Here is a 25307-nt window from a genome sequence, read left to right on the forward strand (position 1 = left end):
AATAGATTAATGACACTGTATCGTTTCACCCTTGTACTGATTTTTATACCATTTATAATCAGTGGACAGGTTCTATTGGACACTACTGAGCAGCGCGAAATATACCTGGATCATCTGGGTATTGAGGATGGTATGTCACAGGGCATGATCAATGATCTTGTGATTGACCAGGATGGCTATATGTGGATAGCCACTAAAGAAGGGCTCAATCGATACGATGGAAAAAAGTTTAAGGTTTTTAGGCACAATCCAAAAGACCCATTATCTATATCTGACAATCTTATCACTAGTCTTTTTGTTGATTCCAAAAACAACTTATGGGTAGGTACAGATCTCAATGGGCTCAATTTTTTTGATCGCAAAACTGAAAGCTTCAATCATTTCAACACAGATTCTAAACCCAAACAAAAGTTGAGCTCTAGTTCCATTGGAAAAATTTTTGAAGACCCCAAAGGAAATATCATCATTCAAACCAAGTCAGGGAATGGCTATGACATTTTAGTACCGGATTCTACAAACACTCCAAATAACTTTAGGATTTACCCCATTCAGAATATTTATCCCGGTCTGAGAAAAGTAACAGGAAAAGACTGTTGTACCAAGCACCTTTATTTTAAATCAAATGGTGAGGCCTGGTATTATGGTTTGGATTCAGTTTACAGCATACAAAACCCTGAATTGGAAAATGCTTCATATCATTCCTATCCAAATAATATCTCTTCTTCTGAAATCTATTTTGAAAACCAATTTATATTTGACCCGAAAACAGAAGATTTTTATCTCCTTTCAAACTCCATTATTGAAAAATATGACACAATCTCCAGGCAATTTCTCCCCTATTTAAAACTGCCCTTAAGACTCACCAATATCCACGACCTTTTTATAGACAACAAGAGCCGCTTGTGGATTGCTTTTAGAAATAACAAATACTTGAATATCAATTTGCAAGAAAAAAAGCTTGTTTCTTTCATTGCCAATTCAGAAGGATTTAATGAGCAAGGTTTTTGCTGTACTTTTTTTAAGCACCACGATCAAAATGATAACCTTTGGATTGGCACAGGAGGTTTTGGAGCATTAAAGTGGTCTTCCGTTTCACAAAAATTTGAAACAATAACTATTAAAAACAATTCTGCCAATCTTGTTTGGGATTACAGGGTTTCAAAACCTGGATCGAAGGCCGTATTTTCCAAAGATATAAAGGAAAAGTGGGGCAAAATAAAAGATAGCGTTTCCCTAAAAGCAGGACATCAATTCGCCAGTAGGCAATCAAATATTACAATTGACAATAATGGTTTTATTTATGTCAACTTAATAAACACCAAAAGTGACAGCAATTTTTTGCTGCAAATTGATACCAATACTTATGGGGTCAATGTGCTCGAAATGCGAACTACGCCTATTGACAAATGGTATTTCACACCTATATTTATTGACAAAAAAAACAATATTTGGTACAGCGAGAGAAGCAAGGGGGATTCCTTACAATTATTCAATCATTTGATAGAATCCGATTCAATAATAGAATACACTGTTCCCGTTAAGCCTCAGGAAAGTGTTTATCGTTTTGTACATGATTGGTACGAAAATAAAAATGGCAGTTTTTGGCTGGGCACCACGCAGGGTCTGTTTCTTTTCAATCCTGAAAAAAACAAGTGGAAACACTACCAGTATGATCCTTCCAATGACAGCAGCCTTTCGCTCGACATGGTATTAAGCGTATGTCCCGATCCTGCTAATCCGGAAAAATATATTTGGGCGGGAACCAATGGGAGCGGGTTGAACAGGCTCAATATCAAAACCGGAAATTTTACAATATTCAATGAAGCACAAGGTTTGCCCAATAATGTGGTCTATGCCATTCAAACTGATCATAAAAACAATCTGTGGTTGAGCACCAACAAGGGATTGAGCCATTTTAATATTGCAGAAAACAAGTTTGTAAATTACAATACCAATCATGGTTTAGCTGGGAATGAATTCAATCGCTATGAATTTAGCAAAGCCAGTGATGGCACGCTCTATTTCGGTGGTGTAAATGGCGTGGTCGCCTTTCATCCCAAATATTTTTATACGGATTCCACCTATTCTAACGCCATCATCAATCAGTTTAAAATCCTGAATACTAGTGTTAATTATAAAGACACTTTGATTTTTGAAAATGAACGCTTTTATCTAAAAAAGCCAATAGAGCAGCTCGAAAAACTGGAGCTCAATTACAATCACAGAATGTTTTCATTTGGATTTTCGGTATTGGATTTTACGGCTCAAAAGTCCAATAAGATCAAATACAAATTAGAAGGGTTTCACAAAGACTGGATCGAGGCCGATATCAATCACGAAGCTACTTTTACCAATTTAGATCCTGGATATTATACCCTGAAAGTATTGGGCTATAATAGCAGTCATCAATGGAGTGAAAAGCCCAGAACCCTTCAACTGACCATACTCCCGCCCTGGTGGGGCACCTGGTGGTTTCGGGGTTTTATGGTTTTCCTGTTCGCAGGAATTTTGTACTCCATATACCGATACAGGCTGGGCTATGTTTTAAGGATGGAAAGGATGCGCAACCAAATCGCCCAGGATCTGCACGATGATATTGGCTCCACGCTCAGCAGTATTTCCGTTTACAGCACGGCCATTCAAAAGTCTGCAAACCAACTCCCCGAAAAAGTAAATCATATTTTGGGGAAAATAATAGAAGGCACTACAGAAACCATGGAGCGCATGAACGATATGGTCTGGGCCATTAAAGCCGATAATGATACTTTCAAGCAAGTGATTTTGAGAATGTATGCGCTAGCCGTGGATATTACAGAAGTACAGGGTATTCAACTGCAATTCAATGCAGATGAAGCATCTGAGAATATTGAGATGAATATGCTGGAACGCAAAAATATTTACCTGATTTACAAAGAAGCGCTGAACAATACCATCAAATATGCCCAATGCGATATCATTGAAATCAATGTGCAGAGCATTGACCAAAAATTGCACATAGAAATTAAAGACAACGGCATTGGTTTCGAGACCGGAAAAAACACCTACAATATGGGTGGCAACGGAATTGCGGGGATGCAAAAAAGGGCTCAGGAAATAGGAGCAAAGCTCAATATTCAATCAAAAATCAATAACGGGACCACCATTCAGATCATTTTTTGAATGATATTTTCATTGGATTCAATGATATGAAATCCGATATTTTGTTCTTTATATTTGGCTTATGGATATCAAAGTGATTTTATTCGATGACAATGAAAAGCGCAGGGAAAGCTTGCAAATGCTTATTGAGCTAATGGACAATATGGAATTTGCAGGTGCTTTTCCAGATTGCAGACATGTGCTGAAAAATATGGAAGATACCCAGCCCGATGTGGTTTTGATGGATATTGACATGCCCTTTGTAAATGGCATTGAAGGGGTAAAACTCATTCGGCAGCAGTATCAGGATGTAAAAATACTGATGCAAACGGTTTTTGAAGAGGATGATAAAGTGTTTGCCGCCATTTGTGCCGGGGCAGATGGGTATATCCTAAAGCAAACCAATCCCCTGAAATTAATGGATGCCATAAAAGAAGTGCACGAAGGCGGTGCGCCCATGACGCCCAATATTGCCCGAAAAGTATTGCAATATTTCAATAAGTCCAATGCCTGTAAAGAGCAAACTTTTGAATTGACCAATAGAGAACTGGAAATCCTGGAGCACCTTGTAAAAGGCAACAGCTATAATATGATTGCTACCGCTTGTGGCATCTCTTATGCTACGGTCAATTCGCATATTTCAAAGATTTACAAAAAACTCAAGGTAAAATCTTCGGCAGGTGCTGTTTCGATTGCAGTTAGAGAAGGCTTGGTGGGGTAATAATACCGATTGTGGTTTTACCAGCCTGCCCGGATGACAGGAATGTCGCCCAGGACGATAAATGCAAAGACGACAAGTGTCTTAACAAGCAATAAAATGCTCCTTCCCCCCCCACCCGACCTATATGGTCGGGGGTACTTCAGCATAATACTTTAAGGAAATGCCTTTGCGGCATTAAATAATTAAATTGGTATAACACCCCTTGCGGCTATGCAACTGCCCATGTGGGTCGCTGGTGTTGATGGGGCCTTGGTTAAGTTTCTATCCTTGAGATATATGATTTGAATGTTTTTAATTTACAGGAACCAGTTTTTCTATATATACATGATATCCATTCCCGTGAAGTTCCAATCCAAAACCATAAAGAACAATTTCATTTTCTGAAAATTGTTTTATAATAGAACTACTTGAGTGAGTTAATGAAGAAGCATAGAGTTTCAAATTTTTATCCTCTTTATTATATTCCCATCTGTCAACCGCGCTACTACCAGAATATTCGATGCATTCAGAGCTATAGTATTTTTGATAAACACCATCTTTTTGAAATGACATAATAATCATTGAATCACATGGTTTCAATAAGTATTCAATAGTTGCAGTTGTATCATCAGGATCAGTTGTCTCTAATTTTCTTACGTTACTGTTTTTAACCCACATCTTGGAAGTAATAATTTCTTCAAATGAGGGTTCAGCAATAATATTATCTTTCTTATTACATGATGAAACAATGATTATTAAAACAAGAATTAAAAATAGGCTTGCATACCTCATAATTTGAATTTAAGTAATTAATATCATACTTCCTGCTTTTTTGAATTAATTTATTTCCCAATGCAAAACTTCTCGAAAATCATCCAGTAATATTGAACTCAAAGGTTCATGATCTTGCGAATTTTAGCAAGGCTTGAAAATTACCATTATCTGCTGTTTTTACTGCGTGGAGATAGGCTTGTCGAGCTTCATTTGTTTTGGAGAACTCAACAGCTCCCCAAGAAAAGATTTCTTGTCCAAAGATTTTCTCAATGATAATATCCCCCATCAATCGGCTATGCCGACCATTGCCATTTGGGAAACAGTGAATGCTCACAATTCTATGCTTAAAACGAATGGCCATTTCATCCGGGAGATAAGTTTTGTTTTCAATCCAAAATAGTCCGTCATTACAAAGCGTATGCAGTTGTGTGGGAATAAGATGCTTGTCAACACCAAGATTTTTATTTGTTTTTCTAAAGTTCCCCGCCCATTGCCAGACTTCTCCAAACATTCTTTTGTGAAGATTACAAATGAATTTTTCTGACAAAATCCTTTCTTTTTTCAATGATATAGAAAATGCCCATTGCATGGCATCTTCAATATTTTGCTGCTCAAACTCGTCCAGTTCACCTTGTGTTGAAATACTGGGAATCAATAAGCCTTCTTTTTCATCTTCATCCAAAGGCGTTTGTCCGTGAATTTCATTGAAATTTAATCCCATAGTGCTTTTGGTATTTCCCTTTTCAATTCGGCAGTTCTTTCTTCTATAGCATTTTTAATGCGCTTTTCGGTGTTTTCCTGATCTTCCAATTTCATTGTATTAGAAGTTCTGGAAACAATTTTGGTAGCCAGCACGCGTGCTCTTTTCTCGATTAAAGCATCCAAAGAACCATCCTTTGGCACAAGTCCATAGACCAGTTCCATCTCTAATACTTTAGCAGTATCGCGAAGGCTTTTAAGGGTGATGTTTCCTTCTCTCTCACGTTGTTCAATCTCTCTCGCACTCTGTTTGGTTATGGAGAGTTTGTCCGCAAGTTGTTGTAACGAAATACCTAAGGATACACGTACAGCTTTTAGCCAACCCGTATCTGGTACTGCGACTTTTTTAGCTGCTGTAAACCCTTTGAGCTTTAGCTCTAATTGTTCAATTTGTAGCTTCTTTCTGTTCATTTCGTAAGGTTATAACCTGACATAATATTTTCAAATGTAAGGTTATAGCCTGACAAAAACAAATTAAAAGTCAGGTTATAGCCTGACAAAATGTAGGTTTCCTTGTTCAAAAAAGTAAAGTTATTGGTTTACTTTTTGGTGATTTGGTTAAACATATTTGTTTACTTTACTTCCCAATACAAAACTTCCCGAAAATCGTCCCGAGGATATCTTCGTCCACATCAATGGCTCCAGTGATTTGGCCCAGGGCGTTGAGTGCCGTGCGAATGTCCAAAGCCAACAATTCGCCAGATACTCCGAATCCAATGGCATTCATAACTTCCTGTAGAGCTTTTTGGGATTTCTTTAGGGCTTCGTAATGGCGGGCATTATTGACCAGCACATCGTGTTCTTCGGTTTGCTTTGCGGCCATTAAATCGTAGAGCGCAGCTTTCACTTTTTCGGTATCGGTCTCTTTTTTATTGCTGATAAAAAGTACTTCGGGAATGCTTTTGAATTTATCCCGGGCTTTTTCCAAACCCAAAAGATCGGTTTTGGTGCCGATCAAAAGATAGGGCAAAGGGCCAATCTCCAATTTTTCCAAATCGGCTTTTACGGTGTCCGCATCCATTTCCACGGTATCAAACAAATAGAGCAAAACAGCAGAGCTTTTGATTTTTTCCATAGTGCGCTCCACCCCGATTTTCTCAATGGCATCCGATGCCTCGCGAATCCCTGCAGTATCGATCAGGCGGAAAAGTACGCCCTCAATATTCAGCACTTCCTCTATGCTGTCGCGCGTTGTTCCGGCAATATCGGAAACAATGGCGCGCTCCTCGTCCAGCAGATTGTTCATCAAGGTGGACTTGCCCGCATTGGGGCGTCCGGCAATTACGGTATTGACACCGTTTTTCAGCACATTACCCAATTGAAAGGATCGAATCAGTTTTTGGGTCAGGCTTTGTATTTCCTCCACCAATTTCACCAACTCATCCCGATTGGCAAATTCCACATCTTCTTCTGAAAAATCCAGTTCCAATTCTATCATGGAAGCAAAGTGGATCAACTGCTCGCGTAGGTTTTTGATTTTCCCGGAAAAGCCACCCCGCATTTGATTCAAGGCCATTTGTTGGGAAGCTGCTGAATTGGATTCTATCAAATCGGCCACCGCTTCTGCCTGTGATAAATCGATGCGGCCATTCAGGAAAGCGCGCATGGTAAATTCGCCAGGGCCTGCCATTTTCGCTCCCTGATCCAGCAAAACCTGCACCACTCGGCTCACGATATAGGGCGAACCGTGGGTAGAGATTTCAATGGAATCTTCCGTGGTATAGGATTTGGGCGCGCGAAAAACTGCCAGCATCACTTCATCAATGATTTCCTCGCCTTCTTTGATAAAGCCATAATGCAAAGTATGCGAGGCCACTTTGCTCAAATCTGCTCCCTTGAAAACCGACTGCACGATTTTGAAAGTATCCGGTCCGCTTACACGCACCATACTCACCGCGCCTACTCCAGAGGGGGTGGCCTGTGCTACTATGGTCGATTCCAGATCAGGTTGCATCATAATGCAAAGTTAGCTTGAAATAAGTGAAATTGTTGAAAAAGGCGTAAGTGAGTGCACAAGTTCAGTCAAAAGCTACCCAATTCTTTAGTGCACTTAAAACTTTAGCACACTTTAGGCACTGATTACTGAAAACATTAGCTTTGCAGCAAAATTCAAGTGCTGCCACTTACACACATCCTATGAGTACATTTTCTGCCAATAAAAGAGCACAATATCTATCAAAATTACAATCCCAAACCTTTGATTTGCTGGTGATTGGCGGAGGCATTACCGGTGCCGGTGTTGCACTCGATGCCATCAGCAGGGGACTGTCGGTAGCACTGATTGAAAAAGATGATTTTGCAGCCGGTACCAGCAGCAAATCCACCAAGCTGATTCACGGTGGACTGCGCTACCTCAAGCAACTGGAATTTTCACTGGTTAGGGAAGTAGGTAGGGAACGTGCAATTATTCACCGCAACGCCCCGCATATCGTAATTCCAGAAAACATGCTGTTGCCCATTGTAAAAGACGGGGCACTGGGAAAGAAAACCACATCACTTGGCCTGTATGTGTATGATCGGCTGGCAGGAGTGCGCAAGGAAGAGCGCAGGAAAATGCTTTCGGCCAAAAAAACAGCTAAGAAAGAACCACTACTTAGAACGGATATTCTCAAAGGCGGAGGCATCTATAAAGAATACCGCACTGATGATGCCCGCCTGGTTGTGGAGGTGTTGAAATCTGCTGTTGAGCGGGGCACTTTGGCTTTAAACTACACAAAGGCCAATGCTTTTATTTATGAAAATAAAAAAGCGGTAGGTATTGAAGCCACTGATACTTTGAGCGGAGAAAAAATGGAAATCCGCGCAGCAAAGATCATCAATGCTGCCGGGCCCTGGGTGGATGAGTTGCGCAGGATTGACAAATCCATGAACAAAAAGCGCCTGCACCTGACCAAGGGCGTACACCTTGTGGTTCCTTTTGAAAAACTGCCACTCAAGCAAAGCATCTATTTTGACATTGAAGACGGACGAATGATGTTTGCCATTCCACGGGGAAAAGTAACCTACCTGGGAACTACCGATACCAATTACAATGCAGATATTGACAGCCCCGACACCAGCAAGGCGGATGCGGAATATTTGCTCAATGCGGTCAATTATATGTTGCCCGAAGTGAATTTAAAGCTGCAAGATGTGGTGTCGTCATGGGCAGGCCTGCGCCCTTTGATCCACGAAGAGGGCAAGGAACCATCGGAGCTTTCCAGAAAGGATGAAATATTCAGGGCAAAATCCGGTGTGATTTCCATTGCCGGGGGCAAATTAACGGGCTTTAGGAAAATGGCCGAACGCTCGGTGGACATAGTATGCAGGGAATTGCGCAGGAAAAACAACAAACACTGCAAAAAGTGCAAAACCGATAAAATTGTGCTCTCAGGAGGTTCAATATCCACTGATTTAAATAATTATATTGAAGACCGTCATGGAGAGGCCAAACAAATCAAGGCTGATCATGATCAAATAAAGGAACTGGTGCTGCGCTATGGTTCCAATACCGATCAGATCATCAACAAGGCCTATGAATTGCGAAAGGAAATTTCAGATCCCTATGAACTGCTTTTGGCAGCAGAAATATTTTATGTCATAGAAAACGAAATGGTCAATACGATCAATGATTTTATGATCCGCAGGACAGGACGCCTGTATTTCCAGCCACAGGATATCGACAAAGACCTTCCGATTGTTGAAAAATACCTCTCCCGCTTTTTAAACAAAGACCAAGCTACACTGGAAAAAGAACAAGCAGCCTTTGCCAAAGAGCGCAAAGCAGTTTTGGCTTTTAGGGAATCTTGAAGCATTCCTCAAAAAATAATTTTCTACACAAATAGAATTTATTTCCTGCTTTAGGCAAACATCAAAAACCATTTATCATGAGCGCTGTAAATATATATCTCAATTCCGGTTTAAAACAATCTTTTTAGTAAGCCGGATTTCTTTGTTTTCCAACAGCAAAATATACATTCCACTCAGGTGACATGAAATATTAATTTTTCCTTTATTCACTTTCCCAAAAACTACTTCATTTCCTGCAAGGGAATAAATGCGGTAATCATAAGTTTCAGCCATTGACTCACCCGAAATTGTAAGATAATTACAATTGAAACAGGGGTTTGGGAAAATCTGTATTTTCTCTTTCGCATTGATGCCCGCCACTGAAACCGTATCCTCCGGTATGCTGTCTTTAATTGAATCGCGGTATTCCATTGCCCCCACATTGGTATTGCCATTGCGCAGTTGATAGCTGTAATCATCTGTCAGCAAAGCAAATGGATTGGGAACCGTATCTATCCAATAAGCATTGTCCGGGCCTGGAATTATTGACTTAAGAGAATCTGTCAACAAATATGTTTGCCCGGGCATCTGTGGCCTTACTTTTCCATTTGCCCCGATATAGCTGTGGTCATTGATCCATAAATTATGGTCAAAACTGATGTCTTTCGGCCCGGGATGTTTGGCGTGAAAATCCATTTTTACCGGCATCATATTTGGATAGGCAGCCGTGTCATAAGTGAAAATATTATGAGTGATACGTACATTTTCCAGGTAGCCATAAAAACTATTGACAAATTCATTGTAATTGGGAAAAAATAAATTGACCAAGCCTGTAGAGCTTACTCCGGCTGAGCCCATTACACCTATAATGGTATTGTTGAAAATATACACATTGCGGATACAGTTGGCACCGGCAATATCGGTAACACCCTGCCAGAAAGCAATTGCCGTTCCCGTGTTTTGGAAAATATTATTATACACAAACATGCTATCGACATTGGGAAAAACTTCATTGGGGAGCATGCAGCGGGTCTCGCAATTTACAAACTCAGGAAAATTTCCGTTCATGCAAGCACCTTCATTGGCAATGAGCATGCCCCTGTTGGCCCACACCGCTGTTTGATCTGCCGGGCAATTTCGCCAAAACTGATCGCCAAAATCAGGTGTATTGTAAATCAGGTTGTGGTGTACCATCAGCTTTGTTGAATTGTCATTGTAAAAATTCAGGCCGTTGTCGTGCAGCTTATTGTTGTAGGCATTGCCTCTTTGGCTGTTGTGAAAATTCAGTCCTTCGCCACGGGTATAGGCTATTTCTGAATCGTGGATGGTACAGTCTGTGCTGTTCAAAAACTTAATGCCACTCGGCCAGGTACAGGGACTGGTCAAATGCTCATTTCCGGGCCGGCCGGCATAGCTCGACACACAATTTCTCACCAAAACGGTATCCGCACTGCGCAGCAGCATGGCAAATAAACCCACACTGTCCACTTCTACATTTTCTACCAGCACATTGTTTTGCCTGGGTTCCGAAGCGGGTCGGCTCAGCAAAAACCCAATTCCCGTGCTGTATTTCAGTTTGATGTTTTTGACAAAAACATGATCCCCACAGAGCACCAGCAGATGATTGGAAGCAAATGAATCCACAGTGCCTCCAATAGTAACATCGCCCATTCCGAGGATACTGATGTTTTTGTAGGTATTGCCATTTTTCCAATTGGAAGCCGTTTGCTGAAAACTTCCGCTCGGCCTGTAATGCCCGGGTTTAAAAATGATCAACCCATAAGCATGTCCGCCATTGACACCGGCTGTGCCAAAAGGCAATTTTTGCATGGCGGTACTAAAAGATTTTACCGGCTGGGTGAATGTTCCCGGGTTGTTGTCATTGCCGTTCGGATCCATATACACCGTGTCTGTAATCGTGTAATTGCCCGTATTGACCACAGGCTCAGGAATGGAGAACTGCGCAAAAAGCTGGCTACTGCAAAAAAGCAGGATCAATATGCTGAAGCGATACATTATTGTTTTTTTGCTGAATATAAATCTAAAATCCAGTGCCGACAAGTTTTCTCCGATTTTTAAAATAAAAAACTAAAACTTTAGTTGTTAAACTAAATAATTAGTTTTAAGTTTGTCTTAGGTCATGGAGAAATGCTATAATCTTTGTGGCTTTGGGTCTTCGTGGCAAAAGCAAAATTTAAACACATGAAACCATTAACAAAAGCAGAAGAAGAGATCATGCAGGTGCTTTGGAAATTGGAAAAGGGCTTTGTGAAAGAAATCATTGACGAGCTGCCAAAGCCCAAGCCTGCATACAATACGGTATCGACCATTGTGCGTATTTTGGAGAAAAAGGGTTTTGTAGATCACGAAGCATTTGGCAAAAGCTATCGCTATTATCCGCTCATCAGCAAATCGAGCTATTCCAATGATTCCATTAAATCGCTGATGCAAAACTATTTTGGCGGATCCTTTGAAGAGCTGGTCTCCTTTTTTGTAAAGAAAAATGACATTGATATTGCCGAAGCGGAAAAACTGATTGAAGAAATCAAAAAAAACAAACCGTTATGAACTGGATAAATGCATTTATCATCAGCAATGTATCGCTTATTGTATTTTTTGGCATCTACTATTTGTGGCTGCAAAAGGAAACCCATTTTCAATTCAACAGGGCCTTTCTTTTATTTGGCCTGCTGTTTTCCGTGGCCTTGCCTTTTGTCCAATTGCCCCAAAGCACAGTTGTATCAGCAGTAACGGTTCCGCTTTTTACCCTAAATGAAGTATTGGTCACTCCCGAAACAGCAAGTGGCTCATTTAATTGGAAGCAGATTTTACTATGGACATACGCAGGTATTGCCCTGTTTTTGGCCCTAAAATTTTTGGCCGGGATTTTGGCCATTCTGCTTTTGGCTTTTAGAAACAAACGGCAGCAAATGTCCGGTTACACATTGGTGCAAACCGATAAAAATTCCATTTTCTCCTTTTTCCACTTCCTCTTTTGGAACGATGAGTTGGCCGACAGCAAATCGGCCTCGAAAATACTGCTGCACGAACAGACCCATATCCGGCAGTGGCACAGTTTGGATATTGTTTTAGTGGAGCTCTTGAAAATTGTCTTTTGGATCAATCCGGCCATTTGGGTCCTGCATAAAAGCATTCGGCTAAACCACGAATACCTGGCAGATGCCGTGGCCTGTACAAGCGAAAAATCCGACACGGTTTCTTATTCAAATATATTGCTCGCACATATTTTTGGCACCAATGCCCATGTGCTTGAAAATAATTTTTTCAATCATTCACTCACTAAAAAACGTATCGCTATGCTGACACAAAAAAGATCATTGAATAGTACAAAGTGGAAATACCTGCTGTTTATTCCCGCTGTTTTTATCGGATTTTACTTTGCTTCCTGCACCGATCAGAAAGAAGAGGTGATAAAAGAAATAGAAGTAAAAAAAGAACTCGGGGAAGAAACTGATAACAAACTCTCAGAAGATTTACCAATGTTTCCCGGAGGAGAAAAAGCACTTATTGAATATTTAAGTACTGAAATCACATATCCCGAATCTGCAAAGGAAGCCGGAATAGAAGGAACAACATTTGTCCGGCTGCTGATAGACGAAAAAGGGGAGGTGTATGAAGCCGAAGTAGCAAAAGGCTTTAATGAGGCCTGTGATGCCGAGGCCCTGCGCGTAATAGAAGATATGCCCCGTTGGAATGTGCCTGCATTGAAAGAAGGCGAAGAGCGAAAAGTGGAATTTGTGTTGCCTATAAAATTTGTGCTTTCAGATAAAGAACAATAAAACCTTGTGAAACCCAAAGCCTCATAACCTATTGTTTTTTACAAGGAATCGTTGGGAAAACCGGAGGATTAAAACTTCGGTTTTCTTATTTTTAGAAAGCAATTATTTGGTGACTTTTCAATTCATTCTATATAACCCATACCCTTGACTGTTTTCAAACTCTTTCCCACGATTATCCTCATAGTTGCGCATTGCTTTGTTGCTGCGCAAACTTCCCATTTTGTTTTGTCCGATGACAGCGTAAAACTGCACTACAAAACCATTGGAACCGGCCATCCCATATTGATCATCAATGGAGGGCCGGGATTCAGCAGCGATGGTTTTCAAGCTATGGCCACCGAAATTGCAAAGCAGGGCTACCAGACCATTTTGTACGATCAAAGAGGAACCGGGCAATCCCTGATGGAAAAAACAGATAGCCACACCATCACCATGGATTTGATGACAAAGGATATTGAGGCCATTCGAAAGGATCTAAAAATAAAAGAATGGGTCGTACTGGGACATTCCTTTGGCGGTATGATGGCCTATTACTACGCCACCCGGCATCCCGATCAAATAAAAGCCATTGTAGCTTCCTCCTCGGGCGGATTAGACCTCTCGCTCCTGGGAACTACAGCCTCTGCCATTCAGGCGAAGCTCAGTCCTGCCGAAGCGGATTCACTGGCTTACTGGCGCACTCAGAGAAATAGCGGAGAAAACCAGGAATTGGCAAGAAGGCAATACGCGAAATTCCTGGCCCCGGCCTATGTTTATAAGCGCGAGAACATACCCACTGTAGCGAAAAGGCTGACGGAAGGAAATACTGAATTAAACGCACTGGTATGGCGCAATTTGATCCAAATCAACTATGATTGCAGCGAAGCTTTAAAAACATTCGCCAAACCTGTACTGATTATCCAGGGTAAAGAAGATATTTTACAAATTGAGCTGGCAGAAAAAGCAGATCGTGTTTTTCCGAATTCCACCCTTGTTTTGCTCGATAGTTGTGGACATTATGGCTGGTTAGACCAACCCGGAAAATATTACAATTCTATTTTTACTTTTCTTGATCAACAAGTGCTTTATGCTAAATAATTTTTGGGCAGGCACTTGCAATTTGCTGAATGGCCATTCATTTACTACAAATTATTATATTTGTTTTTTAAGGCAAAAAGTGATTAAAAACACTTATTCTAACACAAACAACTCTAAATCAATAACATAAGCTATTTTTGTTGGTTTTTTGGGTAGTTGTGTTTATTTATGGGTTGGCGGTTATAAAAAATGAAGATTCTACGAATAATTGAAATTAGTTTGGCTTCGGCTGCTCTATTAGGATTAGCATTGAAAGCCTATGGAATAGAGAAGGGTGGACTTTTTGTTTATTTAAGCCTAATGATACTTGGACTTCTTTACCTTTTTTCAAACGTCTTTTTGTATGAGAAGAATAAAAGAAAAACAGGGCTGGCAATAGTGAGCGAAATTGCTTTTGCTTTTGGTGTTTCTTCTATCATGTTCAAGGCTCAACTGATACCAAATCAACCAGATACACTATTAAAAACAAGTATTGTATTCTTGGCTATTATTGTTGCTTATATCATGTATCGACTCAGTAAGGACAAAGAATATAAAGACTTTTACAAAAAAAATCAGATTAGAGCAGTAGTAATTGCGTTGATTGGATTTGCATTCTACATGATACCAGCACGAACACTTGCGCATGTTTATTTCAGACACGACCCTACTTTGGAAGAATTAGAAATAAAAGCATTCGAACATCCTGATGAGGAAAAATATCATAAGGAATTGTATGACTACAAAATGAAAAAAGAATGAAAAACACAACAGCTAATACATCGGTAAAGAAAAAGCGGTCGGAAATCGGTAATTTGAAGTTTACAAACCCGTGTGAAGTTTATCGGTTGGATAAGGAATTACTCCGCGGCAACGCCATTCTTTAGCGCCAGAAACATTGCCGTCAGCTAAAAGAAACCGGTTGATAATTCGTATCTTTAAATATGGATAAAATTGAACAAGGGTTTATTGTTGACCGACTTACCGACTCGGTGTTAAACACTATTTCAGGCGATAGTTTCCAAACAGATATATCAACTCTGAAAAAATCAGACCTTGGAAATATAACCAAAAGAAAAGGTTGGAAATTTAATTGGAAATCTGAGTTTGATGACATGACCAAAGAAGTTTACAAACTGACCATTGAAAACAATCCAGACATTATTCAAGGACTCATAAGCATTTCATTTGAGCGAGATCATGTTTTCATGAACTTGTTAGAAAGTGCTCCGTTCAATTTAGGGAAGAATAAACTTTATGAAGGAGTTCCGGGAAATCTCGTGGCATATGCATGTAAATTATCTTTCCAAAAAGGTTTTGAAGGTTTTGTGGCATTTACAGCAAAATCAAATTTGATAAAGCACTATGAAGAGACTATAGGAGCATATCACTTTAAAAATCAACGCATGATTATAGCGACAGAAGCTGCCAAAATACTTGTAATGAAATACTTTAAAACAAAATAAAATGGGACACATATCAGAACCGAAAAACATTGACTTCATCATAGAAAGTCCTCCACTTTCAGACAAAGAAAGGCGGAAAATAAGTGAATTCATTGAAAAGTTGAAGAAGAAAAAGAACAGAAAATCAACGCTAAAACAAAAAAAGAAAAAACGACCCGCCAATCAAGACGGCTGAAGTTCCAATAACCGCCACTGCACCCGCCTTATTGAATTTTTTCGGGCAGGCCCTACACCATCCATAACTGTTTCACATTTGCAGAATAGACAGTGTAAGCTCCCCCAAAAACCATTAAACCCCGAATTTTCTTGGCCTTTTTTAAACTAAACAGTAATCTCGCAATTAATTAAGTGAACCAAAATCTAAAATCACAATGTCTTACACCGTTTTTTTATCAGGAGAAATCCACAGCAGTTGGAGAAATGAAATTATCAATGCAGCAAGGGAAAAGGGTCTGGGTATAGAATTTTCCTATCCCGAACTGGAGCACGATGCCAGCGACAACTGTGGCGTGGAAATCCTGGGAGCAGAGGACTCTAATTTCTGGAAAGACCACAAGGCGGCAAAGATCAATGCCATGAGAATTCGAAAGGGCATTGAAGAAGCCGATATTGTAGTAGTGCGCTTTGGCGAAAAGTACAAGCAATGGAATGCAGCCTTTGACGCGGGCTATGCTGCTGCACTTGGCAAATCACTGATCATCAATCATCCAGAAGAATTCACCCATGCGCTAAAAGAAGTAAATGCTGCAGCCAACGCTACAGCCCACAATAATCAACAAGTCATAGAGTTATTGACTTACCTTTGCAGAAAATAGTTTGTAAATAGCTGTTAAAATTCCTAAAATAGAAGCATAGATTTTTGAGAATTAGGAATTTATTGAGCTCTTTTGCGTAAATTAAGTTGTTTTAAATAAGTAAGAAAATAATAAATACTTCATGAATACAACAATGAGAAAATACATCGGCTTATTACTGCTTGCTTTTATTGTGCTGAGCCTGCCGGCTTGTAAAGCAAAAAAAGAAGCAGCGGCAAAAGCGGCTGCCGAAGCAGAAGCGCTTCAGAAAAAAACGGATAAAGCCAGAAGCACCCTTCAGTCCATGCTCGATTCAGATGATATGAGCTCTGCTGAAATGGAAGAAAAACTCAATGAAATTAAAAGCTGGAACCTCGATGACGCTGAAGTGAACAGGCTTATTCCTTTAGTAGAAGACAAAATCGAGCAAGTAAAAATCAGGGAAAAAGAAGAAGCCCGGGAACGAAAAAAGGAGGCCAATAAAAAAGCGGTGATTGATAAATTCCGCGCTATTGCCAATGCGGGTTCTGCTTCTGAGGCCAACAAACATATCGATCAGGCGATCAACTTATTTGAATCACCGGATGCGCCTATTTTGCTGATCATAAAAATCACCGGTGATGTGGTTGATTACGATAGGCCAACTACAGCCAAGCGCTACCTGAATTATGTGAAAGATCAAAAAACCTTTACTTCCAATATTCACTCCGTTGAATTTAATGAGGAAGGTGAAATCATTGAATTAGTCCTAAAAAAATAAGCCAATCATGTTTAAAAAATCCTATTTCCTGTATCCTGTATTGTCGCTATTATTGCTGTTCAGCACTGCTGAAATACAGGCGCAAAGCGAAGAGATCAGTCCGGAGCGCAAACACGCAATTGACTCGCTGGCACTTGAAAAAATCAATGACCTGAGCAAATACATCAAAATTGTAGGCAATAAGAAAACAGATTTTTCTGAAGCCAAAAGAGTCATTGATCGCGCTGAAGAGCTATTTGCCGAAGGCAGTCAAATTGCAGTTTCCACCCTTGCAAGCGAGAAAATTACTTATTATAAAGTGCGCCCTTATTTTGAGCATTTGATGGCGCTCAACTACGACAAAGTCAATATTAAGTGGTACGATATTCAATATGTGAGCGATCTGGAGCAACAACCCGATGGCCGCTATGTTGGGGTTATTACCATTTACCAGCGCTTTGAAGGCGAACAAAAAGACGGACTTAAATACAAGGACACTACAAAAAAGGATATTACCGTTTATGTTGAGCGCAAACAAACCCAAATCCGTGGTCGCCTGATCGATTTCTGGGATGTGCTTTTGGGTGATATTCGTGTAATAGAAACCAAATCGTGAATGGATTGACCGCTATATTGTTATTGCTGTTCAGCATTCATTTTATAACAAACGCTCAATCTACAAGTGAAGATGCCCTGGTAGATGAGCGTTTTTTTTATGCTGAAAACAAACAGCTCAACCAGTTTTTCAGGCGCTTTAATGGCGAAGAAGATATTCTGGGCAATCGCTACTACAAAAAAGACAAGCTCTACCGCAATGCAGATTTGCGCAAAGGCTATATCAAAGAGCTTTTTGACGAGCAAAACCAACTCCTGAAAGCCGAAGAAAAACAAGCTTTTATCAACCAGGTTGTGAATGAATCAGACCCGCAATACCTGGAGTTTCACGGGGGGAAGTGGATGGCAGAAGTACAGGCCAATTTCTCCTACCTTGATTCCGTGCGTGACTTTAAGCTGTTTTTCAAACTTCAGAAAGAAGAGGTGGGCTCAAAATGGGTTTTGTATAAAGTGAATACAGCGGCTTTTGCGCATCTAATGGGTACTGCTGAAACAGAAGCTGAAATGAAAGAGAAATTTCTACATCCGCTCAGCCACGAACTTGATTTTACCAACCTGGTAAAATATTTTAAAGCAGGAGAGAACCTTGCCCCTTTTGTAGATGAAGCCTTCAGTCAGGATGCTATGTCGCTTTTTCTCTATGCACTCAAACGGGGCGATATCAAATTGGAAAATATCAGGAAGGTGAACTTTCATTTCTGGCAAATCCCCGGCTGGTATTTTGAGGTGGAAAGATTCAATCGCAAGGAAAGCTATAACAATGGGCTGCTGATATCTAAACTCAGCAGAGTACCGGAACAACACAAAGAAAACTGGATAAAAGCTATAATCAATGATTGAGCGGCTTTTGCGCAAACGGATTTTTATTACAGCACTCTGTCTCCTGACATTGCCCCCCGCCTTTGCACAAGAGGATGCATCCATGCAACTCGACCCCAGGGAACTGGATGAATACAAAGAAAATGCGGGGTATTTTATAGGTGTATTGCAGCAGTATTTCAATATTGTAGGCGATTCCTCTGCGCCATTCAGCGAGAAAAAAGTGATTTTTACGGAATCCTGGCAGAAGCTTTTCAGAGATTCGAAAGTCCAGGTAGAAGATGATCTTGATCCTGGTAGAAGCCATATTATTTACAAAGACATCACTGCCTATTTAAAAGACATTGACTTCTTTTTTCAACATGCTGAATTCAATTTTGAAGTGAAAGAAATAATGCCCCTGATAAACGATGAAGGGCATTTGTTTTTGAAAGTGGATTTGCATCAGCGCCTCAATGCCATAGATATTGATGGAGACACTATTCGCAAAGAAGGGGAGCGCTTTGTGGAAATATCTGTCAATCGGCAGGAGCAAGACCTTAAAATAGTAAGCATTTATTCCAACAAAATAAGTGAAGATGTAAATCTGCTAAAATGGTGGCAAAACCTCTCTGGAAACTGGCAGGCGTTTTTTGCCAAAAAAGTATTGCTCAGCGATTCGCTCTATCTTTTTGATGTGTTGAAGGACAAAGACAGCATAGATTTTACAAATGATTTTCTACACATCGCACAGGCAAAAGATACAAGCAGCAAATCAGATACCCTATATTTTACTGATGACAAAGTGCTGAATCAGATCAGAAGAATCACACTTTCGGAATCGTTGAGTATCAGTGGCGACAGCAGTCTGCGCAATTTGAATGCCCTGCATGTTTTTTCAAATTTGCGACAATTGGATATTTCACATACTAAAATCCAGGATCTTTCACCCATTCGCCACTTTACTGATCTGCGCTATCTAAATGCTTCCTATTCTTTGGTTTACGACATCAGCCCACTTCAGTACAATTCAGGATTGAAATATTTAGACCTCAGTTTCACCTTGATAGAAAAACTGGATGTACTGTATCGATTTATCAATCTGGAGTTGCTCAATTTATCCAATACACGTCCTCAGAGCCTGAAGGGCATTGAAAATCTTTCTGCATTAAAAGAACTGGGGCTGGCCAATATGCAGCTTGAACAAGTTGAATACCAGCGTTTGCAGCATTTAAAAGCCCTGGACTACTTAAAATTGTCTCATTCAAATATTCAGGATTTAAGCCCACTGAGTAATTTGCAAAACCTGACCCGATTAGACATTCGCAATACTGAAATTTCTGATATAACCCCATTGTCGAGTTGCGATGCATTAAAGATCATCAATCTGGAAGGTGCGCCACTCAGCAGCCTGCTTCCGCTTTTGGTTTTACCTGATATCAAGAAAATATACTGCGACAATACCCGTATCAGTAAAAAACTGGCCTATGATTTTATGTCAAAAAGGCCGGGAACATTGGTAGTGCACAATTCAAAATATCTTTTCAACTGGTGGCAATCCTTATCTGAGGAATGGAAATCTATTCTGGCCCCTCAGTATAATAGCAAACTGGACAAGGAAGCCCTTCAGGAAATTGCTTCACAGGGCAAAATAGATATCAGCGGACGCAAAGACATTCATTCTATTGAAGCAGTGGCAATTCTTGAAAATCTTACCTATCTGGATATCAGCAATACATCTGTGGAGGATATAACACCGCTTTCCGATTTGCGCAACCTCAAATACATTGACATTTCAAATACCAGTGTAAATTCGTTAGTGCCTTTGATTCTATGCTCTAAACTAATTACATTAAAAATGGAATCTACTCCAGTGCGTTCATTGACCCCGCTTAAAAGTATCCCTGAACTCGCGGCTATTTATGCAGATAGCAGTGCTGTTGATCCACAAAGCTTCGATTCTTTGGTATTTAGGAATGAGTCTTTGGTAATTATACACAAGACTGCTTATTATATGGAGTGGTGGAACAATCTCGAACAGGATTGGAAACATATTCTTGCAGACCCAATTGATGTGCCATTAGAACCTGGCAAATTGCAATTGCACAGAATTATCCATCAAAAAACACTGACTATAACGGGCAATCGAAAGATCACTTACCTTGAACCGCTTAAAAAATTGCGCTATTTAAAAGAACTTCATATTTCTGAAACCGGTGTAAGTGATTTGTCTCCATTGAAAAAACTGATATACCTGGAAAAATTAAGCATAACGGATGGCCCTTTAAAAAACTTGATCGGTATTGAGCCCCTGATAAATCTTGAGCATCTGAACATCAGCAATACACCTGTTGATGATCTTGAACCCATTGAAGCTTTGCCAACATTAAAAGTGCTGAAATTGCAAGGAACAGCCGTAAGAAATCTGAAATCCCTTTCTGGGCTGCAAAGTCTGGAAGTACTGGATTGTAGCAATACCAATATTCGTAATCTTCGCCACATAGAGGGGCTGCCCAATTTAAAAACCATCACCTGCTATAATACCCGCATTTCCGATCGCTATATTGAGTCCTTCAAAGCGGAGCGGTATGGAGTGAAGGTTGTTTATTATTGACTTTTTATCCCTCTTAAACAATGCATTAGACAATATTAACTAATGCATATTAAACAGATTAATGATTACTCCTGCAATAATGGCAATTCCAAAACTTAACATTGTGCCAATAAGCACATATTCTGTTTTTAATGTGTCGCTATCTTTATATCGTAAAATTGACTTTGCTGCAATTAAAAACCCCACTGCTTCAAATTGATTTAATAAGATAAATGTTAGGACCAATAACCTTTCTAAAATGCCTATTAGTTTTCCTGCATGAGGTAAATCGTTATTTTCAGGTGTTTTGATTTGATAAGCATAAAATACCTGTTTGATAAAAATATTAGCTGGCTTTAAGCAAATTAAAAACCCTGCAAACCCTAAAATATATTTTTCATCAATATTTATTTCTATCAAAGGTTGAATGCCACAATATTCTTTGAAAAGGAAAACCACAGCTGATAATATTATTAGATGTAGTGTCTGATCAATAAAAAATGAATATCTGCCAAATTTGGGATGCTTATTTATATGTATTTTTAATCCATCAATCACAAAGTGAGTAACTGCAATAATGAGTGCCCCAAATACAAAGTTTACTTGAAGCGAAAAAATCCATGATAATAAAAAGACGATAAGAATATGCCATTTCAAAAATGTACTTTTGAAACCAAGATTATTTTTGCTTCTGGCATTTTCATCAGTCTGAAAGAAAAAATCCGTCAACAGGTGCGCTACTATTTGAAGAATTAGAAATTGTGCAACACTCATGTTATTAATAGTTTGAAATAACCTTATTAAAATAATCCACAGCTTTTTCTATACTATTCCAGCCCAAACTCGTTGAATGTTGATTCACAACTGACTGACTGATCTTTAATTTTTTAGCAATAGTATCTTCACTATTATAAAGTAGTTTTAAATACAAAACTTCAGATTGTCTTGATGTAGCTTTACTAATTAATACATCCAATAGAGAAAATAAAGGGTCAAAAACTTTATCCAGTTCTTCTTCGTTCGATACAAAGTTTAATGTGTTTTTTATCACAATCCTTTTTTTGTTGTGTGTGGAAAATTCATTTATCAATCTTCCAGAAAGATATATAGCTTCCCCGTCTATAATTCCTTTTTCCCTATCAAAACGAGTTAATTCGCCATACCCTATGGCCAATCGAATACCATGCGTTTTAAACAACTTTATCTTATTATTATTTTTGTAAAGTGAATTATTACTCAATGGTATAGCCTTAACAAAGCTTTTTACTGCAAGAGCAACTCTAAGTGCATTTTGTGGTTCGGGAATTACGCATTCTATATAATCACCTTTTATTATTCTGCCATATACATTGAATTCCTTACTTAGTTCTTTCAAAAGCTTTTGAAAACTGTTCTCTAACAGTTCCCTGTCATCATCAGTTAAGCTTGTTGAAGAAATTACATCTCCTGAAATTACTGCTTTATTCATATAGCTTTTTCACAAAAATAACAAAATATAAGCTCATAAACCTATAAATAACATTTATAGGCTCTAAAGCCTATAATAAACATTTATCTGTTTTGGAGGCCATACTTTTAAAGTCCCAAAAATAAAATAATAATATGTAAAAGGTGAATTTTAGATATAAAATACATTGAGCAAGAAAAACGAATGAAATATTTCACAAGCATGTTTATCAGTCATCATTCCTTTTCCCTCCTAAACAACCGCTTAAAAAACCCCGGTTTGTCTTCTTTGTCTTTTACTTTTTCACCTTCTTTTCTTTTAAATAGCCCTTTTACAGAATCGAAAAAATTCTTGTCGCGATAATCCTCGCAATCGAGTTTGCTTTGCAATTCGGGAGTGAGTTCGTCAAAATTTGCCTTGCTGTATTGCTCTAATTTGGCATTGCTATTAAGCTGCTGAAAAAATTTGGCAAATATAGGCAATGCCATTGCTGAACCGCTACCATAGGTTCCTGTCCTGAAATGGATCAATGGACTTGAAGCACCCACCCACGCACCGGCCACTATTTTGGGGTTGTAGCCGATAAACCAACCATCGGTATAGTCTTGTGCAGTTCCGGTTTTGCCTGCCAACTGGTTTTTCAGCCCATAGCTATTGCGCAATTTACTTGCCGTTCCTCCCTCAACTACGCCCTGCAACATGGCCGTCATCAGCCGGGCAATGTTTGAGTCCAAAACTTCCTCTCGCTGTGCAGTGTCTTTTTCAAATAGGATATTGCCCTGTGGGTCTTCTATCCGGGTAATCATATAAGGGTCAATTCTGTAGCCGCCATTGGCAAATACAGCATAGGCTTTTACCATTTCCAGCAGCGATACACTGCCTGTTCCCAGTGCAATACTTGGTTCAGCGGGCAAGTCAGAATCAATTCCGAATTTCCTGGCTGTTTTCAGTACCTCATCAATGCCGGTTTCGAAAATTGTTTTTACGGCAGCAAGGTTTACTGATTTTTTTATAGCTCCCGCCATACTGTAAAACCCGCCATATTCATTGTCGTAATTGCGCGGTGTCCAGTTCTCATAGGCTTCATAAAACCTCTGCTCGTTGGAAATATAGTCGCAAGGCTCGGCTCCCTGCACCAGGGCAGTGGCATATACAAACGGCTTGAATGTAGAAGCTGCCTGTCGTTTGGCCAGTACATGATCGTATGGAAAATATTGAAAATCAAGCCCGCCTGTCCAGGCAAGAATTGCCCCATCCTGTGGATCCAGGGCAAGGAAACCACTGTTGAGCATCCGCAGGTAATAGGCTATGGAATCCTTTATGCTCATTGGCAACACCGTATCTCCCTCTGGATGAAAAACCGGGGTGGGCTGTTTTTTATTGAGCAATATTTCCAGTGAATCTTTAGGTACCTTTCTGTCCTTCAAGCTTTTGTAGGAAGGGCTGTTTTGGAGTTTCTTTTCAAACAATAAAGGATGTTCACTCCAGGGTTCTTTTTGGCTCCAGTGCCGGTCAAACAACTGCTGGAGTTTTTGCATGTGCTTTTGCATTGCCCGCCTTGCATAATCCTGCAAATCAACATTCAATGTAGTATAAATGCGCAATCCGTCTTTTTCAATATCCGGCATTTTTTCTTCAGCAAAATTTTCACGCAAAATTTCAGCGGCTTTTCTTTTCACATGCACCATAAAATAAGGCGCCTTGTTTCTTTCATCGGCCTTTTGATAATTCAGTTCAAGCGGCAACTGCTGTAGTGAATCTTTTGTGGCTTCATCAAGGTAACCGTACCTGTACATCTGATTCAAAACCACATTCCTCCTGCCCTGGGCATTTTCCGGGTAAAGCCGCGGATTATAATAGGTATTGGCCTTCAACATGCCCACCAATACAGCAGATTCCTGTGGCTGCAATTCGGATGGTTTTTTGCTGAAAAAACGCAGACTTGCCGTCTCAATGCCATAAATATTTTCTGAAAAGGAAACCGTGTTCAGGTAAAGTTCCAGGATTTCATTTTTGGAATACAATTGCTCAATCCGCTGGGCAAGGATCATTTCTTTGGTCTTGTTTACCGGGTAGCTCATAAAGCTGAACTTTGACCTGCCGAATAAATTTTTGGACAATTGCTGTGAAATTGTACTGCCTCCACCAGCACTTCGGTCGCCCAATAAAATGCTTTTAATCACTACGCGTAAAATACTTTTATTGTCTATGCCTTCGTGTTCATAAAACCGGGCGTCTTCAGTAGCAATGAGTGCATCAACCAGGTTTTTAGGAAGATCTTCAAATCTTGCATTGGTACGGTTTTCTGCAAATATTCGCCCAATCTGAACCTCATCTGCCGAATAGACTACTGAAGCTGTAGCATTTTGGATTTTGCTCAATTCTTTTTTGTTGGGAAGCGGCCCGAATACTCCGGCTTTTACACTGAAATAAAATGCAAAAATGCCGCCAATGCCCAACACAGCCATACCAAGCGATATCGAAAGAATTATAAACAGGCGCTTTTTCTCCATAGTCATCAAATGAACGCGATTCCAAATGCAAAAAGTGTAATCATAGAACTGCAAAGATAAAGCAGTAAAACCATCACAGTGTGTTTATAAAGGAAATATAGAACGCTGCTGACGCAGATATGGCTGATAATCCGGGATAAATATAATTTCAGAAAATTGAAACCAATCTATGCAGATCATAAGAATCAGTGTGATCAGTGTTCTATATTATATGATCAGTGTTCTATATTATATAGTGTAGGGCAGCTTTTTGATGATCAAAGGTCTAGAGGAAATGATTCATAAAAACCAAATATTTCTACCTTTACCGCTTTATTTGCAAAGCATAAAATTGCAAATGTCCCTGG

The 25307-nt window shown here is 39.7% G+C and carries 22 protein-coding genes; 14 read left to right on the plus strand and 8 right to left on the minus strand.

Annotated features, from left to right (window positions below; translation table 11 throughout):
- Positions 1 to 9: 9 nt before the first annotated feature.
- Together WD048_06565 and WD048_06570 are read left to right on the plus strand one after the other, a co-directional pair.
- Entirely contained in the window at positions 10 to 3159 is a 3150-nt protein-coding gene (locus WD048_06565; GenBank protein MEX0811860.1) for a two-component regulator propeller domain-containing protein, read from the plus strand.
- Between the two features lie 61 nt (positions 3160 to 3220).
- A complete protein-coding gene (locus tag WD048_06570; protein ID MEX0811861.1) occupies positions 3221 to 3859 on the plus strand; it encodes a response regulator transcription factor in 639 nt (212 codons plus the stop codon).
- 291 nt (positions 3860 to 4150) lie between these two features.
- Here WD048_06570 and WD048_06575 read toward each other — a convergent pair whose 3' ends face one another.
- From WD048_06575 to mnmE, 4 genes are all read right to left on the minus strand, one after another.
- A complete protein-coding gene (locus WD048_06575) occupies positions 4151 to 4630 on the minus strand; it encodes a hypothetical protein (GenBank protein ID MEX0811862.1) in 480 nt (159 codons plus the stop codon).
- Positions 4631 to 4736: 106 nt separating this feature from the next.
- On the minus strand, positions 4737 to 5333 hold the full coding sequence (locus WD048_06580; GenBank protein MEX0811863.1) for a mobile mystery protein B: 597 nt from the start codon (positions 5331 to 5333) through the stop codon (positions 4737 to 4739).
- Positions 5324 to 5782, minus strand: a complete 459-nt coding sequence (locus WD048_06585; protein MEX0811864.1) for a mobile mystery protein A — start codon at positions 5780 to 5782, stop codon at positions 5324 to 5326. The genes WD048_06580 and WD048_06585 overlap by 10 nt, the downstream gene beginning before the upstream one ends.
- A 166-nt stretch (positions 5783 to 5948) precedes the next feature.
- Complete coding sequence (mnmE, locus tag WD048_06590; protein ID MEX0811865.1) at positions 5949 to 7328, minus strand: tRNA uridine-5-carboxymethylaminomethyl(34) synthesis GTPase MnmE; 1380 nt, start codon at positions 7326 to 7328, stop codon at positions 5949 to 5951.
- A 140-nt stretch (positions 7329 to 7468) separates the two neighbouring features.
- Here mnmE and WD048_06595 point away from each other — a divergent pair, with 140 nt between their 5' ends.
- Complete coding sequence (locus WD048_06595; GenBank protein MEX0811866.1) at positions 7469 to 9160, plus strand: glycerol-3-phosphate dehydrogenase/oxidase; 1692 nt, start codon at positions 7469 to 7471, stop codon at positions 9158 to 9160.
- Positions 9161 to 9259: 99 nt separating this feature from the next.
- Here the strand turns inward: WD048_06595 and WD048_06600 are convergent, their stop codons facing one another.
- Entirely contained in the window at positions 9260 to 11155 is a 1896-nt protein-coding gene (locus WD048_06600) for a right-handed parallel beta-helix repeat-containing protein (protein ID MEX0811867.1), read from the minus strand.
- Between the two features lie 186 nt (positions 11156 to 11341).
- Between WD048_06600 and WD048_06605 the strand changes: the two genes are divergently transcribed.
- The 11 genes from WD048_06605 (at position 11342) to WD048_06655 (ending at position 21021) form a co-directional block, all read left to right on the plus strand.
- Complete coding sequence (locus WD048_06605; protein ID MEX0811868.1) at positions 11342 to 11707, plus strand: BlaI/MecI/CopY family transcriptional regulator; 366 nt, start codon at positions 11342 to 11344, stop codon at positions 11705 to 11707.
- Positions 11704 to 12939: a M56 family metallopeptidase gene (locus WD048_06610; protein MEX0811869.1), complete on the plus strand. Its 1236-nt coding sequence runs from the start codon at positions 11704 to 11706 to the stop codon at positions 12937 to 12939. Before WD048_06605 ends, WD048_06610 begins: the two co-directional genes overlap by 4 nt.
- 144 nt (positions 12940 to 13083) lie before the next feature.
- On the plus strand, positions 13084 to 14016 hold the full coding sequence (locus WD048_06615; protein MEX0811870.1) for an alpha/beta hydrolase: 933 nt from the start codon (positions 13084 to 13086) through the stop codon (positions 14014 to 14016).
- 189 nt (positions 14017 to 14205) lie between these two features.
- Positions 14206 to 14757: a hypothetical protein gene (locus WD048_06620; protein ID MEX0811871.1), complete on the plus strand. Its 552-nt coding sequence runs from the start codon at positions 14206 to 14208 to the stop codon at positions 14755 to 14757.
- Positions 14758 to 14939: 182 nt separating this feature from the next.
- Positions 14940 to 15461, plus strand: coding sequence for a hypothetical protein (locus WD048_06625; protein MEX0811872.1), 522 nt, complete (start codon positions 14940 to 14942; stop codon positions 15459 to 15461).
- A 1-nt stretch (position 15462) separates the two neighbouring features.
- Positions 15463 to 15636 carry a hypothetical protein gene (locus WD048_06630; GenBank protein ID MEX0811873.1) on the plus strand — a complete coding sequence of 58 codons (174 nt, stop codon included), beginning with the start codon at positions 15463 to 15465 and terminating at the stop codon, positions 15634 to 15636.
- A gap of 196 nt (positions 15637 to 15832) precedes the next feature.
- Positions 15833 to 16276, plus strand: a complete 444-nt coding sequence (locus tag WD048_06635) for a YtoQ family protein (protein MEX0811874.1) — start codon at positions 15833 to 15835, stop codon at positions 16274 to 16276.
- A 133-nt stretch (positions 16277 to 16409) separates the two neighbouring features.
- Positions 16410 to 17015 carry a hypothetical protein gene (locus WD048_06640; GenBank protein MEX0811875.1) on the plus strand — a complete coding sequence of 202 codons (606 nt, stop codon included), beginning with the start codon at positions 16410 to 16412 and terminating at the stop codon, positions 17013 to 17015.
- Between the two features lie 7 nt (positions 17016 to 17022).
- Positions 17023 to 17610 (plus strand): hypothetical protein, encoded by a 588-nt coding sequence (locus tag WD048_06645; GenBank protein ID MEX0811876.1) that lies wholly within the window; start codon positions 17023 to 17025, stop codon positions 17608 to 17610.
- Positions 17607 to 18449 carry a hypothetical protein gene (locus WD048_06650; protein ID MEX0811877.1) on the plus strand — a complete coding sequence of 281 codons (843 nt, stop codon included), beginning with the start codon at positions 17607 to 17609 and terminating at the stop codon, positions 18447 to 18449. The genes WD048_06645 and WD048_06650 overlap by 4 nt, the downstream gene beginning before the upstream one ends.
- Positions 18442 to 21021 carry a leucine-rich repeat domain-containing protein gene (locus WD048_06655; GenBank protein MEX0811878.1) on the plus strand — a complete coding sequence of 860 codons (2580 nt, stop codon included), beginning with the start codon at positions 18442 to 18444 and terminating at the stop codon, positions 21019 to 21021. Before WD048_06650 ends, WD048_06655 begins: the two co-directional genes overlap by 8 nt.
- A 39-nt stretch (positions 21022 to 21060) precedes the next feature.
- Here the strand turns inward: WD048_06655 and WD048_06660 are convergent, their stop codons facing one another.
- The 3 genes from WD048_06660 to WD048_06670 form a co-directional block, all read right to left on the minus strand.
- Entirely contained in the window at positions 21061 to 21774 is a 714-nt protein-coding gene (locus tag WD048_06660; protein ID MEX0811879.1) for a DUF3307 domain-containing protein, read from the minus strand.
- A 4-nt stretch (positions 21775 to 21778) separates the two neighbouring features.
- Entirely contained in the window at positions 21779 to 22468 is a 690-nt protein-coding gene (locus tag WD048_06665; GenBank protein MEX0811880.1) for a hypothetical protein, read from the minus strand.
- Positions 22469 to 22683: 215 nt separating this feature from the next.
- Complete coding sequence (locus WD048_06670) at positions 22684 to 24960, minus strand: transglycosylase domain-containing protein (GenBank protein MEX0811881.1); 2277 nt, start codon at positions 24958 to 24960, stop codon at positions 22684 to 22686.
- Positions 24961 to 25307: the final 347 nt, after the last annotated feature.

It is taken from the genome of Chitinophagales bacterium (genome assembly GCA_040877935.1).
In the GTDB taxonomy this organism is placed as follows: domain Bacteria; phylum Bacteroidota; class Bacteroidia; order Chitinophagales; family CAIOSU01; genus JBBDNB01.